Source organism: Leptolyngbya sp. FACHB-671 (genome assembly GCF_014695745.1).
In the GTDB taxonomy this organism is placed as follows: Bacteria; Cyanobacteriota; Cyanobacteriia; order Elainellales; family Elainellaceae; genus JAAUTN01.
Genome location: NZ_JACJOV010000059.1, coordinates 1 through 15,338 on the forward strand (window position 1 = coordinate 1; position 15,338 = coordinate 15,338).

The 15,338-nt window shown below is 48.5% G+C and carries 17 protein-coding genes and 1 pseudogene; 10 read left to right on the forward strand and 8 right to left on the reverse strand.

Features of this window, described 5'->3' with window-relative positions:
- The first annotated feature begins 174 nt into the window (after positions 1–174).
- Positions 175–510 (forward strand): hypothetical protein, encoded by a 336-nt coding sequence (locus H6F93_RS06525; protein WP_190679780.1) that lies wholly within the window; start codon positions 175–177, stop codon positions 508–510.
- A gap of 11 nt (positions 511–521) precedes the next feature.
- The gene (locus H6F93_RS06530) at positions 522–1,124 is read left to right on the forward strand and encodes a hypothetical protein (protein WP_190679781.1); all 603 of its coding nucleotides are present in this window, start codon (positions 522–524) and stop codon (positions 1,122–1,124) included.
- Between the two features lie 299 nt (positions 1,125–1,423).
- Here H6F93_RS06530 and H6F93_RS06535 read toward each other — a convergent pair whose 3' ends face one another.
- Positions 1,424–1,993, reverse strand: a complete 570-nt coding sequence (locus tag H6F93_RS06535) for a helix-turn-helix domain-containing protein (protein ID WP_190679782.1) — start codon at positions 1,991–1,993, stop codon at positions 1,424–1,426.
- The gene (locus tag H6F93_RS06540; protein WP_190679783.1) at positions 1,935–2,420 is read right to left on the reverse strand and encodes a cupin domain-containing protein; all 486 of its coding nucleotides are present in this window, start codon (positions 2,418–2,420) and stop codon (positions 1,935–1,937) included. Before H6F93_RS06540 ends, H6F93_RS06535 begins: the two co-directional genes overlap by 59 nt.
- 77 nt (positions 2,421–2,497) lie before the next feature.
- Here H6F93_RS06540 and H6F93_RS06545 point away from each other — a divergent pair, with 77 nt between their 5' ends.
- Positions 2,498–3,421, forward strand: a complete 924-nt coding sequence (locus tag H6F93_RS06545; RefSeq protein WP_190679784.1) for an SDR family oxidoreductase — start codon at positions 2,498–2,500, stop codon at positions 3,419–3,421.
- A 286-nt stretch (positions 3,422–3,707) separates the two neighbouring features.
- Here the strand turns inward: H6F93_RS06545 and H6F93_RS06550 are convergent.
- A pseudogene (locus H6F93_RS06550) lies at positions 3,708–4,187 on the reverse strand (transposase); the annotation flags it as partial.
- Positions 4,188–4,638: 451 nt separating this feature from the next.
- Here H6F93_RS06550 and H6F93_RS06555 point away from each other — a divergent pair.
- The 3 genes from H6F93_RS06555 to H6F93_RS34555 all read left to right on the forward strand — a co-directional run bounded on the left by H6F93_RS06555 (position 4,639) and on the right by H6F93_RS34555 (position 6,608).
- Positions 4,639–5,121 carry an HNH endonuclease gene (locus tag H6F93_RS06555; protein ID WP_190643283.1) on the forward strand — a complete coding sequence of 161 codons (483 nt, stop codon included), beginning with the start codon at positions 4,639–4,641 and terminating at the stop codon, positions 5,119–5,121.
- Between the two features lie 163 nt (positions 5,122–5,284).
- The gene (locus tag H6F93_RS06560; protein ID WP_190643284.1) at positions 5,285–5,815 is read left to right on the forward strand and encodes a hypothetical protein; all 531 of its coding nucleotides are present in this window, start codon (positions 5,285–5,287) and stop codon (positions 5,813–5,815) included.
- 658 nt (positions 5,816–6,473) lie between these two features.
- Positions 6,474–6,608 (forward strand): hypothetical protein, encoded by a 135-nt coding sequence (locus H6F93_RS34555; protein ID WP_277882229.1) that lies wholly within the window; start codon positions 6,474–6,476, stop codon positions 6,606–6,608.
- A gap of 539 nt (positions 6,609–7,147) precedes the next feature.
- Here the strand turns inward: H6F93_RS34555 and H6F93_RS35050 are convergent.
- The 4 genes from H6F93_RS35050 to H6F93_RS06580 form a co-directional block, all read right to left on the reverse strand.
- Complete coding sequence (locus tag H6F93_RS35050; protein WP_347277256.1) at positions 7,148–7,270, reverse strand: HNH endonuclease; 123 nt, start codon at positions 7,268–7,270, stop codon at positions 7,148–7,150.
- 247 nt (positions 7,271–7,517) lie between these two features.
- On the reverse strand, positions 7,518–9,305 hold the full coding sequence (locus tag H6F93_RS06570) for a tetratricopeptide repeat protein (protein ID WP_190679786.1): 1,788 nt from the start codon (positions 9,303–9,305) through the stop codon (positions 7,518–7,520).
- Entirely contained in the window at positions 9,272–10,225 is a 954-nt protein-coding gene (locus tag H6F93_RS06575; RefSeq protein ID WP_190679787.1) for an HNH endonuclease, read from the reverse strand. The genes H6F93_RS06570 and H6F93_RS06575 overlap by 34 nt, the downstream gene beginning before the upstream one ends.
- Positions 10,226–10,737: 512 nt before the next feature.
- Positions 10,738–11,352 carry a TetR/AcrR family transcriptional regulator gene (locus H6F93_RS06580; RefSeq protein ID WP_190679788.1) on the reverse strand — a complete coding sequence of 205 codons (615 nt, stop codon included), beginning with the start codon at positions 11,350–11,352 and terminating at the stop codon, positions 10,738–10,740.
- A 108-nt stretch (positions 11,353–11,460) separates the two neighbouring features.
- On the opposite strand from H6F93_RS06580, the gene H6F93_RS06585 reads away from it, so the two are divergent.
- The 4 genes from H6F93_RS06585 to H6F93_RS35695 all read left to right on the forward strand — a co-directional run bounded on the left by H6F93_RS06585 (position 11,461) and on the right by H6F93_RS35695 (position 14,261).
- The gene (locus H6F93_RS06585; protein ID WP_190679789.1) at positions 11,461–12,216 is read left to right on the forward strand and encodes an SDR family NAD(P)-dependent oxidoreductase; all 756 of its coding nucleotides are present in this window, start codon (positions 11,461–11,463) and stop codon (positions 12,214–12,216) included.
- A 64-nt stretch (positions 12,217–12,280) separates the two neighbouring features.
- A complete protein-coding gene (locus H6F93_RS06590; protein WP_190679790.1) occupies positions 12,281–13,249 on the forward strand; it encodes an SDR family NAD(P)-dependent oxidoreductase in 969 nt (322 codons plus the stop codon).
- 248 nt (positions 13,250–13,497) lie between these two features.
- Entirely contained in the window at positions 13,498–14,043 is a 546-nt protein-coding gene (locus H6F93_RS35690) for a nuclear transport factor 2 family protein (protein ID WP_242043332.1), read from the forward strand.
- On the forward strand, positions 14,019–14,261 hold the full coding sequence (locus tag H6F93_RS35695; protein ID WP_524537909.1) for a Rid family hydrolase: 243 nt from the start codon (positions 14,019–14,021) through the stop codon (positions 14,259–14,261). Before H6F93_RS35690 ends, H6F93_RS35695 begins: the two co-directional genes overlap by 25 nt.
- A gap of 142 nt (positions 14,262–14,403) precedes the next feature.
- Here the strand turns inward: H6F93_RS35695 and H6F93_RS06605 are convergent, their stop codons facing one another.
- Entirely contained in the window at positions 14,404–15,300 is an 897-nt protein-coding gene (locus H6F93_RS06605; protein WP_190679791.1) for a LysR family transcriptional regulator, read from the reverse strand.
- Positions 15,301–15,338: the final 38 nt, after the last annotated feature.

The following is a 15,338-nucleotide window of genomic DNA, read 5'->3' on the forward strand; positions in this document are numbered from 1 at the left end:
AGCTCGGAGTCATGCAGTTTTCGCGCCTCTCCTGTGGTGAGCAGAGCGCAAGCCCAGCATTTCTCGTTCGTTCGCCGTCCCATGCCTTGCCCTTTGAATTGCCTTAATTATCTATTAGAGTCCAGGGTGCAGAGAAATAGCGTTATTATTCTGACAATATTCAGGTAGAGATAAGTGCAATTATCTCTACCTGAAATCCAAACAACAAAGGCGATCGCGATGTCTTCATCTCCTTCTGACCCAGTTTTGCCTATCGTGATCGTTCCAGTGGACGGTGGTAAACAGGAGGAACCCCGGCGCGAGGAACCACCAGATATGCGCCACTGGCAAGTTGAGGAGTTTCTGCGACAGACTGGGAAATCGGAGAATACGGGACGCACCTATCGAGGGCAGTTGATACGCAGATTATTCTTCGCTCAGGAATCTTGCGACACAACCTCAAAAATCACCACGTCGATTGAGCGATCGTATAATTTCCTGGTAAAGCGATTTCCACCTTCATCGTCCTGAGGTTGACCTGCATGACGGCTGAACTAACAACGACTGCAAACTACCTCGATGTTCTTCAACAGGCAGTTGTGGCGTATCGCTCTGGCAAGCGCGATCGCCCCGATCCCGCTACGGTCGTTGCGGCTTTGCTGCAAGCCGAGAAAGCCGCCAAACGGCAGCGATCGGTCTACCCGCTAGAGTCGCTATTGGGGCAGTGGCGATTGTGCTTCACAACAGGAACTCGTAAACTCCGCCGTAATAGTGGAATTGTCCTCGGCAAAGGTTTCTACCTACCGACCTTCAGCCCAGCGCAGATCAAATTTGAGCAGGCGGCGATCGCATCTCCACTCGCCGCGAGCAACCAAATTCAACTCGGCAGCTTTAAGCTGAGATTCACCGGTCCAGCAAAGTATTTGGGCAAGAAGAATCTGTTGGCATTTGACTTTACCCAAGTGCAGTTTGAACTTGGCGAGCGATCGCTGTTCACGGCGGATTTTCGAGGGGGCAAGGCGAAAAAGGCGGCGTTTGAGCAAATTGCGATTGCAAAGCTACCCTTCTTTGCTTTTTTCTTGGTGACCGAGGAATTCATCGCAGCACGAGGGCGGGGGGGCGGTCTAGCGCTGTGGATTCAATAGCCGTCTGATGTGGATGAGCAAATGATTTGGCGCAATTAGCAAATGAATGGCGTAAGTCCCTGACCTTATGTTGAGCAAACATTCTGGGCTTTAAGGGTAGGATATTGATGCTCCTTGCCTTGCCTTGTCTCAAGATCTAGAAGCCTCAAATAATAGTGGTTTCAAAGGTTTAGAAAGCGCGCAACTGATTTGCTAATTGCGTAAGTTCTACTGCTCAGCCACATCAGAATTTAGATGCGTTCGCCCTACGTAAGAGCCCAATCTGAGTGCAGTTTGCAGAGCGTGCTAATTCTCGCGATTCAACCACCCAGCATCATCGCACGATATTGGCTAGGTGGGGTTCCGGCCCAGCGCTTAAATGCGATCGAGAAGGCTGCTTCTGATTGATAGCCCACTCGGCTGGCTACAGTTCCAATGTTGCCAGTTTCATCGAGCAGCAGTCCAGCAGCGACGTGCATCCGCCACGCGGTCAGATAGCTCAGCGCACCCTGTCCGACTAGAGAACTGAATCGCTGTGCAAAGACGGCTCTCGAACAGCCAGCCTCTTGGGCAAGCGCTTGCAATGTCCAGCGACGTTCTGGTGCAGCATGCATACAAGAGATGGCGCGTCCAACCAGCGGATCCATGATGCCGCGCATCCAGCCGACAGATTTGTGCAGGTCTGTCGCCAGATACGTGCGAAGGGACTGCATAAAGAGCAGATCGGCGAGTTTAGCAACCACTAGATTTGAGCCTGGCTGCTCTTGGGCAAGCTCCTCCGCAATGACATTCAGGATTGTTTTCAACCAGGGTGCATGACAGTCCGTTCCGCTACGGATGACAAGCACAGGCGGCAGCGCGGTGAGTAGCGGGTTTCGGCGGGGGGTCACCGAAGGAAAAGATGCCGACAAGGATCACGCTCTGCGAGCCGCCGCCACCATGCTGGAGTTGAACTACTTCTCGGTAGCGCATACCGCGCCGGTATGGTTCAACCCCCGTCTCGTTGAGCAGCGCTACCAGCGAAACCGAAGGAGCATTTGCGGAGTCGAAACTAGTCATCTCGTGAGACTCTCCGCTTGGAAGCACCAAGAAGTCTCCCTCATATAGGTCGTAAACGCTGTCTGCAGTTTCGATGCGGGCTTTACCGGAAAGCACTGCGTAAAACGGTGCGACAGAGCTGGCACTCTTCTGAATGCGCCAAGGATCGGTCGCCGCCAGCCGACAGAACACGCAGCTTTCCTGACGCAAATCGGCAAGAATTTGATCGATGACATTCATAGCAAGACGATCGCGAATGAAATACAGACGAACACACATGCACCGTCTGCTTTTTGATTTTAAGGTGAAGGAGTAAAGCAGGACGTTCTGTCTGGAACAGAAATAAGGAAGAGCAAATGCAGATATTTGTGACTGGTGCGACTGGGTATATTGGTCGCGTTGTGACAGAACAGGCGTTAGCTGAAGGACACGACGTATATGGGCTGTCGCGCAATGAAGCAGGTGATGCTCAATTGAAAGCTTTGGGTACGATTCCAGTACGTGGAGATCTCGCTAGCCTGGATGTACTTCGACAACAGAGTTCTGAAGCCAATGCCGTGTTGCATCTGGCCTACATCCACGACTGGAGCATGGACTATGAAGAGATTCTACAAATTGATGGGGCTGCAGTAGGTGCGTTGGGTGAGCCTCTACACGGAACCGAGAAGGCGCTCGTGGTGACTTCTGGTACGGCGGTGGTTGACTCAGATCCGGCGGGTAATGAAACCACAGAGGATTCACCGCTGTCGCAAATCTTCGTCTTGAAGGAGCGTATTCGTTCCGAGCGTCATGCACTGAGCCTGAGTGAGAGAGGTGTGCGGGTAAGTGCGATTCGTCTGCCGCCTTATGTCCATGGTCGTGGCGGTAGCTACTTCGTGCCATTGCTGATGCAAATGGCTGCAAAAGCTGGCGAGTCCATCTATGTGGATGATGGCAGTCTGTGCACCTCAGCTGTTCACGTCGATGATGCGGCGACGCTGTATCTTCTGGCAGCAAAGGCGGGTAACGTTTTCAACGGCACCGGATCGACAACCGTGACGTTGCGGGCACTCGCCGAAGCGATCGCAGCAGCACTGGATCTACCCGTGCGATCGGTCAGCCGCGAAGAAGCGGAGATGCAATGGGGTCAATTCCTGACTGCGTTTGTCCAATTTGAAAATCGATCGTCCAATCGCAAAGCAGTTGAGCAATTGGGATGGCAGCCGAAAGGCATCGACCTGCTCACGGACATCTGTGCCGGATCATACCAAGAGATGGTGGTAAGACTCCAACAAGGCTGAGTTTGTGATGCCGGATGGATTCTAGTTGACAGAATTAACAACTGTCGTTGAGTACTCTTTAGCAGCAGAAACTCATTGTTTCATCAAATACGTGAGATTTTACTGACCAACAATATCACGGCAGAAGGATTTTCGGTTGTGTCGCAAAAACTTATTAAGGACAACCGATCAGTATCGTAGGGTATGTAAATAGATTTGTGTCAAAGATCCAAATCATAGAGGAGAGCGATCTTCATAAGCGATCGCAAACTGACAGGGCATCAAAGTAAACAATGGGGTAAACTCACTCCAAGGGGCGATTCTGCCACAGTTTACGTTCTTCTTCGACCGCATCGGTGACATTAGAAATTAGCCCCGCCGATACTTCGACTCCATACAGGTCTTGCAATTGAGCTTGAATGTCACGAGTGCTCATCCCTCTGGCATACAAGGTCAAAATCTTGTCATCAAAGCCGTCCAAGCGGGTCTGGTGTTTCTTAACGATCAAGGGTTCAAATTCGGAGTTTCGATCTCTTGGAATGGCAATTTCGGCTTCGCCAAATTCTCCTTTAATCGTTTTCTTGCTATGTCCATTGCGACGATTAGTCGGTTTTGCCGCTTGAGTTTGGGGCTTTTGTGCTTCCAGGTGAGTCTTCATTTCTGCCTCCAAACAGCGTTCTACTAAGGCTTTGGTCAATTGTTTCAAAATTCTACCCTCGCCCTGTAGGTCTTCGGGTTCCTTGTAGCCTTGTAGCAGTTGGTCTAGCAGTTCGGGTTGAAAGGTCATTGTGTTCATGTCTCTGCGCTAGTAGTTCATTAGATCTCAACTTCTGACCTTTGACACAATTTATTTTAGTGCAACACGTTCTCTCGAAACTAACTCTAGTTGGAGGATGAGAGGCAAGGTCATTAAACCTTGACAACTGATGTCCGATGAGGGCGAAAGCCCCTCCCTCCTGGTAGTGCCAGGTTCACGACTAGCCATCAACGCCTGAAGCGGGGTTAAACGGCGGTAACTGGAAGCCTACTCTAGAATCCCGTCTAGCAAGCTGTATAGGGATACGCAAGGAATCCATGTTTGAAGGGTCGTGAATTGTGAGCGGTGAAATCAGGCTGAAACACCGCAGCCAAAAGGCGAAGGATAAGAGGCGGGCAACTTAAATTGTGACCCGTAACTACTCTCAAGAAACCCGGTCTAGAGTGGAGTCCTAAGTACAGCAACTATCAGACATCAGAACGTGTCGCGATATTGGCGAGTAAACCAGGGAGATGGATGGGTATTTCAAACTAATGATGGACTGAAACTCTGTCGTCATAACGAAACACCAATCCGTCGCCATATTAAGGTTCAAGCCAATCGCTCACCGTACGATGGGGACTGGGCTTACTGGGGAACAAGGCTCAGATCATATCCTAAGCTACCCCCACTGAGAGCATTACTGCTCAAGCAGCAACGGGGTAAATGTACTCACTGTGGACTTAACTTCTGTTCAGATGATCTCATCAAGGTACATCACCAAGATGGAAATCATGGCAATCCAAGCCTGAATAATCTGAAACTGCTGCACTGTCATTGCCACGACCAGGCACATGGAGCAGCGACAACACCTAAAACTGGTATTCCTGACAATGAACCAGGTTGGAGAGAAGCCGGATCCCCGGAAACAGGCAAGTCCGGTTTTGAAGCCAAGCAGGTGGGGCGACCTGCCTGCTTAGGTTAACCCAATCCCAATGTTTGAACTAATTTTGACCGCTTACGCAAAAAACTACACTCTCGCGTTTTCATTTGCGCTTCATTGGGCATCTTTAAAAACGAAACTCCCCCGGCATCCGTGCAACCGAGGGAGCTTCTGCAAGCATTTAGGACCCAATCCAAGAATACCCATGAAACATTCAATCTTCTTCCCTAACCACACATCTTGGTTGAATGCATTGAAGATAAGCATTCCAGGTTACTTGTGTGGTGTTGGAGTCTTCGCTTTTTCTTTCTGGCAATATGCGTTTATTTCTATCGTGCTGGCAACAGCTCAGGGGACCAATCCGCTAGGCATACTAATTATTGATTTATTAGCATTGCTAGCAGGTATTGCCTGGTACTTCCTACTAATTCTTATTTTTTCACTACTGCTGCGTTTGTTGTGGTCTAACCCACCTGAATGGCTCAAACCATCAATGCATTGGTTTAGAGTGCTTTATGATTTCAACGTCATAATTTTTGCCACTCTACCTATATTTTTGATCTTCCTAGCTGGTGTTGCAGCTAATGAATCAATCGACCTTATGAAGTCAGCAAGCTATCAATTGCATTTAGAAAAAGTGCTTTTAAACTTTTCTTGGCTATGGGTGATTGCTGCTGCTTACCTGTATCAAATCGAATTTGTAGTGAAGAATCGAAGGAAAGTTAAGAAGTGTTAGTTACCTCTGCCCCATCCCCCTGTGGCTTCATCAAGCCTAACAGTCAACTCCTCCAATCTGTTAGAAATTGCTAGCACTAAAACCTTCGCTTCGATTAAGGTCGTGTGTTCTCATCAACAGATAGGAGTTGATAACGAAATCATGGTGGCACGAGCATAATTGTCAATACTCCTCAAATAATGACACCAGGAAGGACTCAGCAGTGCTGAGGCGTTTTTATTTGCGCTTCAATGGGCATCTTTAAAGACAAAACTTCCCCAGCATCCGTAAACCGAGGGAGCTTCTGCAAGCAACTACAACTAACTCAAAGATACCTATGATTGACTCAATAATCTTGTGGGTGGGAGGGATTGTAATTCTTCTCGCCTGTGTGATGTTCTACTTCCTTGTTGCAGAACTTTTTAAGCCACAGTACAAGACCTTGCCTCGTACGGTTCCACCTATCAGAAAACCAATTAATAAAAATAGATCTCGGTTTCTTAACGTTGGCTCTCAGGTTATTTTTATTAAGAATTCAACCCCTCAGAAAATAGCTTCAACTGTAGTTTCCCCTGTTTCAGCTCCTTCAACTTCTTCAACCACTTCGTCTCCTCTAACCACTCCAACTCCTTTAGCCCTTTCAACTTCCCAATTTGTAAGTGCAAGTGTGGAGTCCAAAATGTATCGATTGCTGAATGGCGATCGCGCTGGTGCCATTCGCCTGGTCGGGTCAATCAGAGCTAGGAACCCAGACAAGTTAGAGCAATGGTGTTGGGAAAAAGCCGTGTTTGATTTGGAGCGCAATCGCTGCTAACTCTCATCCCTGTTCCGTCGTGTCTACTCACTAATCGATTCTCCCTCGACCCGTGCCATCAACATTCCCAAACGATTGTTCATCAGCTCTCTTTGACGACCACCTCGCCCTGCATTTAGAGTGGTTAATTTGGACAACCTGTGCTGCTGTTTTCTTTGCAATTTGGGCATATTAACGCAATCGGGTCATTAGCTAGCACCGTTGTATTGCAAAAAGCTTTTCAAAGCTCTATCTACGAGCAAGCTCTCCAGCATTTTCTGGGGAAGGAGAAGCACACTTCTTAGGTTATTGAGCTAGTTGTACTAGGGCCACTACCCCTGATGAAAGTTACTAGCACACCTTCTTAAAAATGAGCCAAAAATCTCATGACAAATTGTTGAGAACTTTTGTCCAGTCGTTGGGTTCGGAAACTGATGTTTGTCCAAAATTTGGTGGTAAAAAGGCAAAAAACTGGTCTTGAGGGTTAACGAAAGAATAAGGGATTTAGCCCCACAGTTGTCCAAAATTTGGGTATGTTCTTGTCCAAAATTCAGGTAAAGTCACAATCTATCATCGATACCAAACCAACCGTGGTCAAATGCCCAGTGATGTTTTTTGCAGGGAGAAGTGCCATTATCAAAGCGATCGTCCCGAAATTCAGAAAATGGTTTGATGTGTAGCACCGTCTACAACATTCTGATTCTCCTGACTAATCATTTTCAGCTTACAGAAGATACAGCGCTGTTCATAGAGAGAGACAACCACTCTTCTAAACGCCGCATTTCTGAATGTAACGCACGAATTTACTCAAATGTTGTTGTTCAGACAAAATAGCTATAGAACCCTTGCTATCCAAACCCGTGGGACCAATTCGCCTGAGCGAAAATGCTTCATAGATTGCGACGTTTAATATGCGAACGTACATCTGTTTTATGAAGTGCGATCGGGTTGCCCTTGCGTTTCGTTCATCTGGTTGAACTGCTCCAACATCTGGCTTAAGTACTCTAACATCTGATTGCGAAGCGTTTGTGCTTGCTGAGAATACTGTTGGGCATGATCGGGTTGCCCTTGCATTTCATAAAACTGGGCCAACTGAGTTAACAGATGAATTTTTTCCGGTGAAAAGTCGTCGGTTTCGTATAAACTCAGTGCCTGTTGGTAGGTGGCTAATGCCTGTTCTGCCTGTCCTTGTTTTTCATAAACTGAACCCAGGTCAAGCATAGTTTGGGCAATCTCACCTGTCTGTCCTCCGTATTGCTGCTCGAGTTCTTGAAAGGCTGTTAATGCTTGTTGGTATGTCGTCAAAGCCTGCTCGAGTTGTCCAATCGTTTGATACAGGTTTCCCAGGCTCGCGAGTGATGTTGCCCGTTCTAGGGAAAATGTTTGGTCTTGAACCAGTTCTGTATAGCGTTCCTGATAAGGAATAGCGGGTGCTATCTGTCCTTGTTGGGTGTAAGCAAATACGATTGTAGGCAGCAGATATTCCAGCCCTCCACCAGGGTGTTGACCTGCGATCGCTACGGCTCGATCAAAATAGCTCCTAGCTTGTTCAAGCTGTCCGATTGTGAGGTAAAAATCGCCCACTTCTTTCAGGAAATTGGCTTTTCGAGATAGGTTCTCCCCTATGAACTCATCAGTCGATGCTTGAGTGAGCGTTGTTTCTGCTTGTTGAGCATAGTCTGCTGCTAAATCTGCTCGTTCCTGTGCTTGATACAGCGTGCTGATGTTATCGAGGGTGAGGACGCGATCAACGGTTTGAAAGTCGTCTGATTGTTCTGCAACGGCGGCTAATCCTTGTTGATAGGCGGCTAGAGCTTGGTCAAACTGTCCCTGTGCCTGATAGATCATGCCTATTTGATTGAAGATTCTAGGTGCATCGTAAGGACTGCTCCCTACCTCCGTGTAGATTGCGATCGCCCGTTGATAGGCAGCGAGGGCTTGTTCCGTTTGTCCGGTAGTTTGGTAAGCCGTTCCCAGATGCCCCAACGTTGATGCTTCCTCCTGGGGCAGGTTGGCTTGACGGTTGATCTCGATCGCCTGTTGATATGCTGCAAACGCCTGTTCAGGGTTTTCAAGCCACATCTGAATTAAAGCCATCTGGTTAAGCACCTCACTGGCTTCAAACAGTTGAGCTGTGCGATCAGCAGGAGAAATAATACTTCCTTCATAAATGTCTAATGCTTGTTGGTAGTAGGTTAAAGCACGTTCTAGATCTCCTTGTGTTTCAAAGCTGGATGCAATACTTTTCAGCAAATCTGCTTCTGCGACGCGATCGCCTCTATCCTGCAATTGCTGCAACAAACGTTCAAACAAAGCAATGCCTTCTTCCGGGAAACCGGATGATATTAAGCTATCAGCCTGTAAATAAAGCTGTACGGTGGGATTGCTGAGATCCGGAAAAGCTTGAGCAAGTGCCTGAGAAGACCCCGAAATAGCAGCGTAATCGATGTAGAACGTCGGTAGGGCGATCGCTAGGGGTAGGGTGAGCGCCAGGGAGAGCAGTTTGGGGAAGTACATGAGTTGTTCTAGATAGGGTGATGAATAGTTGTTGGAGAGAATGATGTATAGAGATATACCAAACTTACTGGAAAATTTGGCTGCAAGGTTTTTGCTTAATGGAAGTACTGTTAGCAATTGCAGGGATATAGCTACGCGATCGCCCTCCCACCAGATAAAACAGCAGATCACGAGGCAATCTTCCAATAGTTGCGATGCCATTTCAGAGCATCGATTCTCGGTTGATACTCAAGGTGAGTTGGCATCAGGATCTGTTCTCCATGAAACTCCCGGATTGACTTTGTATCCCTTGGAGTTTCTTCATAAAATCGGTCGCCAGGTACAACAATCCTGTAGCTGTCATCAATGCCAAACCAACCGTGGTCAAACGCCCAGTGGTGGTTTTTGCAGAGAGAAATACCGTTATCAAAGCGATCGTCCCGAAATTCAGAAAACGGCTTGATGTGTGCGCCGTCTACGATATTCTGATTATCCTGACTAATCACTTTCAGCTTGCAGAAAACGCAGCGCTGTTCATAAAGAGAGACAACCACTCTTCTAAACGCTGCATTTCTGATAAATATTTTTTCTTCATCCTTTAGATCTTCTATCTTATAAACCGCTCCCCCTTGTTCAGAGAGCTTACGCTGAACGTTCTCAAACTCATCTACTTCATAGAGTTGCTGAAGCTGAATTTCTTGATGAGGAAACCATGTTTGAATCAGGATATTCGCCAATTGAAGCCGTGCAGCAGGGGATTGCAATAGCTCAAATAGTTCAGGGTCGGTATAGGCATATCTCACCGCGTTTCGTAGAGCCGACAAGCTTGGTTTGATGGAAGCAAGGTTTCCCTCATAGCTCATATTAGGAGCCAAGTGCCAAAATTTATCGCCTGTCAGGTGAAAGAACGGAAGCGCAATATTGGACTGATGATGAGTTGTGACTAAGTTAGACCAGTATTTCAAGAAGGTAGCGATTAGCTCTGGAGAAAGGTAAATCTGATTGGTCTGAATCTTCCTCTGTTCAATCAGTTCTATAACCGCGAGTAATAGGATCGGTTTGTGCGGAGCGTTCACCCCATTATTTCGGTGAACGTTGAGCTTTGCGAACTTTCTAGCGTAGTAATTAAGGTCTTTTTTCATCGCTTGTGATCAAGTTCCTCTCAGCCATCTCCAAAATATGCAGGGGAATCTTAAAACCCATCAGCTTGTTAGATTTCTTTAACCAGGTGTCCGCTGAAAAATCCTTCCTCGTGAATCGGAGGAGCTTCAGGATGACTTGTTAGCTAGAACTAACAGAGTGATTACAAACTAGCTAACCTGCTTGGTGCTTCTTCAAGCCAACGATTGACAAGTATTTTCCTCCCTTGAGGAATTGCTAATGGGCATTTGACCTAGCTAGTAGCGATCGGATTGGAGATGGAATGTTTTAGTTAAGCGTTGCTCTCAGATGTAGGGAAGTTAAAACCTTGCATAAGATTTAGAACAAAGGCTGATTTATGCGAACTTGACATGGAAGATAGGTCAACCTCACAGGTGCAGTAGCATCTTCCCATACTCGCTCTAACAACTCTATCCCATCGGTACCAATGACCTCTGCATACTCTTTGCGAACAGCAATTCCTTAATTTAAACGAATAATAAAACCTATCTACCTAATCTAATATTGGACAGGCTTGCAATGCCGTCTGAACAACTTGTAGGAGTTCCGTGCGACTGGCCCCACCTGCTGCTTGCACAGACAGTCCAGAGTTGACCGTGAGTACAAAGCGGGCAAGGTCGGCAGGGTCAGCATCAGGCGGCAAGTCCCCCTCAGATACCGCCCGCTCGAAGCGATCGCGAATAGCAAGCTCGTCTGCCGCTCGGCGTTCTACCAATTCCTGATGGAGCGGATCATCTGGATCTGCAAAGGTGAGCAGACTCTGTGCAACCAGACAACTAGACGGATTGTTTGGATTGGTCACTAATTCCACAACGCCCTGCATTATCCGCTCGATCACTCTCCGGGCAGTAGGTTCCTCAAGGGCATCCCGCACGTACGTAGCGCGCTGATCGCGATAGCGATCGAGTGCCTTGCGGAATAAAGTCTCCTTGTTGCCAAAGGCGGCGTAAAGGCTCGGACGGTTAATGCCCATCGCCTCAGTCAGATCGGTGAGCGATGTACCCAAATAGCCCTTGCGCCAGAACAGAAGCAAAGCCTGCTCTAAAGCGATGTCGACATTAAAAGCGCGAGGACGACCCTGCACACCATGGGATTTTTTAGTTTCCATACCGTTCAGTATAAAACTTCCTTGACAGTCTGAGAAGGCTCATACTAATCTGTACCAATCGGTAAATAAATCGCCGATTTGGCAGTAATACACCTAACGGAGTACATCATGACGACAACCCTTGCAGGCAAAGTTGCACTGGTAACGGGTGGTTCTCGCGGTCTAGGAGCGGCGATCGCCTCGACGCTGGCTGCTCAGGGTGCTGACGTTGCGATCAGCTATGTCATGTCAGCAGAAAAAGCGGAGGTGGTTGTTCAGAAGTTGAAAAAGACAGGCGTGCGCGCCATCGCGATCAAAAGCGACCAGTCCGACCTGTCGTCCGCTAAATCGTTGATCGACACCGTCGTCTCACACTTCGGCAGGCTCGACATCCTCGTGAACAATGCGGGCATCGCGGTTCAAGGCAAGAGGGTCGATGATCCTGAACTCAATGCCGATGAATACGACCGTCAGTGGCACATCAATGTACTCGGTGTTGTGGCAACAACGCGGGCCGCAGCACGAAAACTCGCGGACGGTGGGCGGATCATTTTCATCGGTTCTGGGCTTGGCAGCCGTGTCCCATTCCCGGGCGTGGCGGACTATGCGGGCACCAAGGCGGCAATCATAGGGTATGCGAAAGGTGTCCAGCGTGATCTTGGCCCGCGCAACATCACCGTAAACGTCGTGCAGCCAGGCATCATGCCAACGGACATGGCGGCGGCTGTAGCTGACAAATTGCCGGAAGCGATCATGGATCTTCACGCAATCCGCCGGATCGCAACCTTGGAGGAGGTGGCAGCGACCGTTTGCTTCCTTGCAGGTCCAGACGCTGACTACATCAGCGGCGGTGTAGTGGATGTGTCCGGCGGATTCCAAATCTGAGCGTCGAAGATCAAGCCGAAGAAGATCAAGACTTTTACACTCACAATTAACGAAAGGAAAAGAAATGGCTGAAAAATTTGGTGCAAAATCGACCGCCGACGAGGTGCTTACGGGCATTGATCTCAAGGGAAAGCGATTTCTCATTACGGGTGCATCGTCGGGCATTGGGCTTGAAACCGCCCGCTCATTGGTTTCTCACGGCGCTAGCGTCGTCGGCGCGGTCAGGGACCTCGCTAAAGCTGAGCCAGCCACTGCATCGGTTCGTGATGCCGCGTCGCAAGGAGGTGGCAGCCTGGAATTGATCGAACTCGATCTGGCATCCTTGCAAAGCGTTCGTGCCTGTGCGGATAAACTGTTGGCTGACGGACAGCCATTCGATGTCATCATCGCTAACGCTGGCGTTATGGCAACTCCGTTCGGTCGAACGATCGACGGCTTTGAAGTCCAGTTTGGGACGAACCATCTTGGTCATTTCGCCCTGATCAATGAGATCGAGCCGCTGCTCGCCGAGCATGGACGGCTGGTAGTCTTGTCGTCGCTCGCGCATCGCGGTGCCGATATCGACTTGGACGATCCGAATTTTGAGCAGCAGGCGTACGATCCATGGGTTGCCTATAGCCGATCGAAAACCGCCAATTCACTGTTCGCTGTGGAGTTTGACAGGCGGCATCGCGATCGCGGCATTCGGGCTGCTTCGGTGATGCCCGGAAACAGTCTCACGGACCTACCCCGCCATTTCTCGCAGGAGGAGTTGCAGGGACTTTTACAGACCGTTGACGCAGCGCGCACCGAAGCGGGTCTGCCGCCGAAAGAGTTGAAAGAAATTCCGCAGGCAGCCGCGACATCGGTCTGGGCAGCAGTCGTGGCGAATAAAGACGAGATCGGCGGACATTATCTCGAAGATTGTGCGATCGCGCCAATCAATGACACACCCAACCCATTTGCTGACGGTGTCAGATCGTATGCGCTCGACACTAACAAAGCTAAGCAGCTCTGGGCGAAAAGCGAGGAACTGATCAGCGCTGTGTCCTAAAGGTTATCACGCAAGAATTTGACAAAACACCCTAAGAATCTGAAAGAAACCGAGCATAGGAATTCACTACGCTTAAGTTAAATCAAACGAGAAGCAACATTCCCAGGAGAACTCAACGCCTAACATTAATGTCGGTCAGGGAAACCCTGCAATGTCTCCAGTCGTTCATCGGCTTCGCTGAGGAGAATGATGCGTTGGTAGAAAGAACACTCCGTTAAAGCATCCACTTGAGCAGAGGAGAGATTCAGATGTCAGCCAAAAATAAAGCAATCTTAGAAGAGGCAAATGCGGCGATCGCTGCAGGCAACTATGAAGGATTCTTGTCATTCTGCACCGACGACACGAAATGGACGTTTGTAGGCGATAAGACCCTCAACGGGAAAGAAGCCGTTCGCCAATGGATGGCAACGACATACGTAGAGCCTCCCAAGTTTATGGTGGCTGACTTAATCGCTGAAGGTGATTTCGTCACGGCACTCGGTGACATCACAATGAAGGATGAAGACGGGAAGGCAGCTCATTACTCGTACTGCGATGTCTGGCGCTTTCGCGACGGTAAGATTGTTGAATTAAGGGCTTTCGTCATCAAAACTGAAGTCAAGGGTGAAACCATGAATAAGCCCGAGTTTTTTGTCACCCCCGATTATGGGGAATACATGCTGAATAAATTGCATTTCTCGCAAGCGGTAAAAATTGGCAATCGAGTGGAGACATCCGTCAAGGTGGTTGGGATGACGATCTGCAAATTTCCGAATCGCTCGGAGACGAGATTGCCCAAGCGTTTCGGAACGTAGAGCGAACTTTGACGACTGCTGGTGCGGGTTGGAAGCATGTTGTCCACGTTAATTCTTACCATGTTGGCGGGTTTCCCCCAGAGGTTAACGATGTGATGGTCAAGCTATTTCGTCATTACATGCCTAACCACGCCCCAATTTGGACACAGGTAGGAGTCGCGGCGCTTGGACTGCCAACAATGCGGATTGAAATCCGCGTTACTGCAATTGTTCCGTAAGTTTCGCATAAGCGGCAGCGCTGCCGCTTAGGTTGTATCGCAAAAACTGTTCAGGCAAAGCAGCAGCACGCTTCTTTCACATAGTGTTGAAAGCTAACCACGTCACTCAACCACGCGTGCCCTGTGCTGCTCTTTCCAAAAGTTAGTTTTTTAGCTCGCTACATTTAGCAATAAAATCAACAAAGGTTCGCACTTTCGATGAAAGATATTTGCGGCTAGTATACACGGCATAAAGCATGCTAGCTGGCAAACGATAATTCAGCATCACCCTCTCTAGATGTCCGGCAGCAATATCGTCTTCAATCAGCCAAGTTGGTAAGAATGCCAGACCCATTCCATCCATTACCGCGTTGTGCATCAGATTTTCATTGTTAGTCCGCAGCACCGACGAATCAATCTTAACGCTCTCTTTCCCCGTTAATCCTTCAAGGGGTAGTTCACCTTCTGAAAGTGACAAATATGAATAAGTGATCATAGCGTGCTGCGATAAATCTTTCGGTTTTAAAGGGTATCCAGCCTTGCGAAGGTATGACGGAGAGCCTACCAGGTAAAACGGAATAGATGCAATTGGATGTGCAATCAGGTTACTCGGAGGAGATTGAGTCACTCTCAATACCAAATCAAACCCTTCCTCTACTACATTAACCATTCGCCCACTTAAGTCAATGTCTAAAGAGACTGCGGCAAACTGTGCCTGGTAATTAGCAAGTATCTTCGTAAATGTGCGATTGGCAAACCAGACTGGGGCACTAATTTTTAGCACCCCACTCGGTACAATTGTTGCTCGGCTGACTGTTGCTTCTACTTCATCCAGGCTATCCAACATCTCGCAACATTGTTCAAAATAGACTCTCCCGATTTCAGTCAAACTTAAATGCCGGCTGGTGCGATTGAGCAAGCGACCGCCTAAGTGCTGCTCTAGGTGCATCACGTGTTTGCTAGCCATTGCGGGAGACATTTCCATGCGATCGGCGGCAGCAACAAAGCTTTTCAGTTCTACAACTCTGCGAAACACGCGCATGCTCACTAATGTATCCATTTTGTCCAAGTATCATCAACTAATAAGAAATGATGGAT

Bases quoted from the DNA above. Each gene is read 5' to 3' on its own strand.
- H6F93_RS06530 (WP_190679781.1), top strand. From the start codon at position 522: ATGACGGCTGAACTAACAACGACTGCAAACTACCTCGATGTTCTTCAA.
- H6F93_RS06540 (WP_190679783.1), bottom strand. From the start codon at position 2,420: ATGTGTGTTCGTCTGTATTTCATTCGCGATCGTCTTGCTATGAATGTC.
- H6F93_RS06545 (WP_190679784.1), top strand. From the start codon at position 2,498: ATGCAGATATTTGTGACTGGTGCGACTGGGTATATTGGTCGCGTTGTG.
- H6F93_RS06560 (WP_190643284.1), top strand. From the start codon at position 5,285: ATGAAACATTCAATCTTCTTCCCTAACCACACATCTTGGTTGAATGCA.
- H6F93_RS34555 (WP_277882229.1), top strand. From the start codon at position 6,474: ATGTATCGATTGCTGAATGGCGATCGCGCTGGTGCCATTCGCCTGGTC.
- H6F93_RS06570 (WP_190679786.1), bottom strand. From the start codon at position 9,305: ATGGCATCGCAACTATTGGAAGATTGCCTCGTGATCTGCTGTTTTATC.
- H6F93_RS06575 (WP_190679787.1), bottom strand. From the start codon at position 10,225: ATGAAAAAAGACCTTAATTACTACGCTAGAAAGTTCGCAAAGCTCAAC.
- H6F93_RS06580 (WP_190679788.1), bottom strand. From the start codon at position 11,352: ATGGAAACTAAAAAATCCCATGGTGTGCAGGGTCGTCCTCGCGCTTTT.
- H6F93_RS06585 (WP_190679789.1), top strand. From the start codon at position 11,461: ATGACGACAACCCTTGCAGGCAAAGTTGCACTGGTAACGGGTGGTTCT.
- H6F93_RS06590 (WP_190679790.1), top strand. From the start codon at position 12,281: ATGGCTGAAAAATTTGGTGCAAAATCGACCGCCGACGAGGTGCTTACG.
- H6F93_RS35690 (WP_242043332.1), top strand. From the start codon at position 13,498: ATGTCAGCCAAAAATAAAGCAATCTTAGAAGAGGCAAATGCGGCGATC.
- H6F93_RS06605 (WP_190679791.1), bottom strand. From the start codon at position 15,300: ATGGATACATTAGTGAGCATGCGCGTGTTTCGCAGAGTTGTAGAACTG.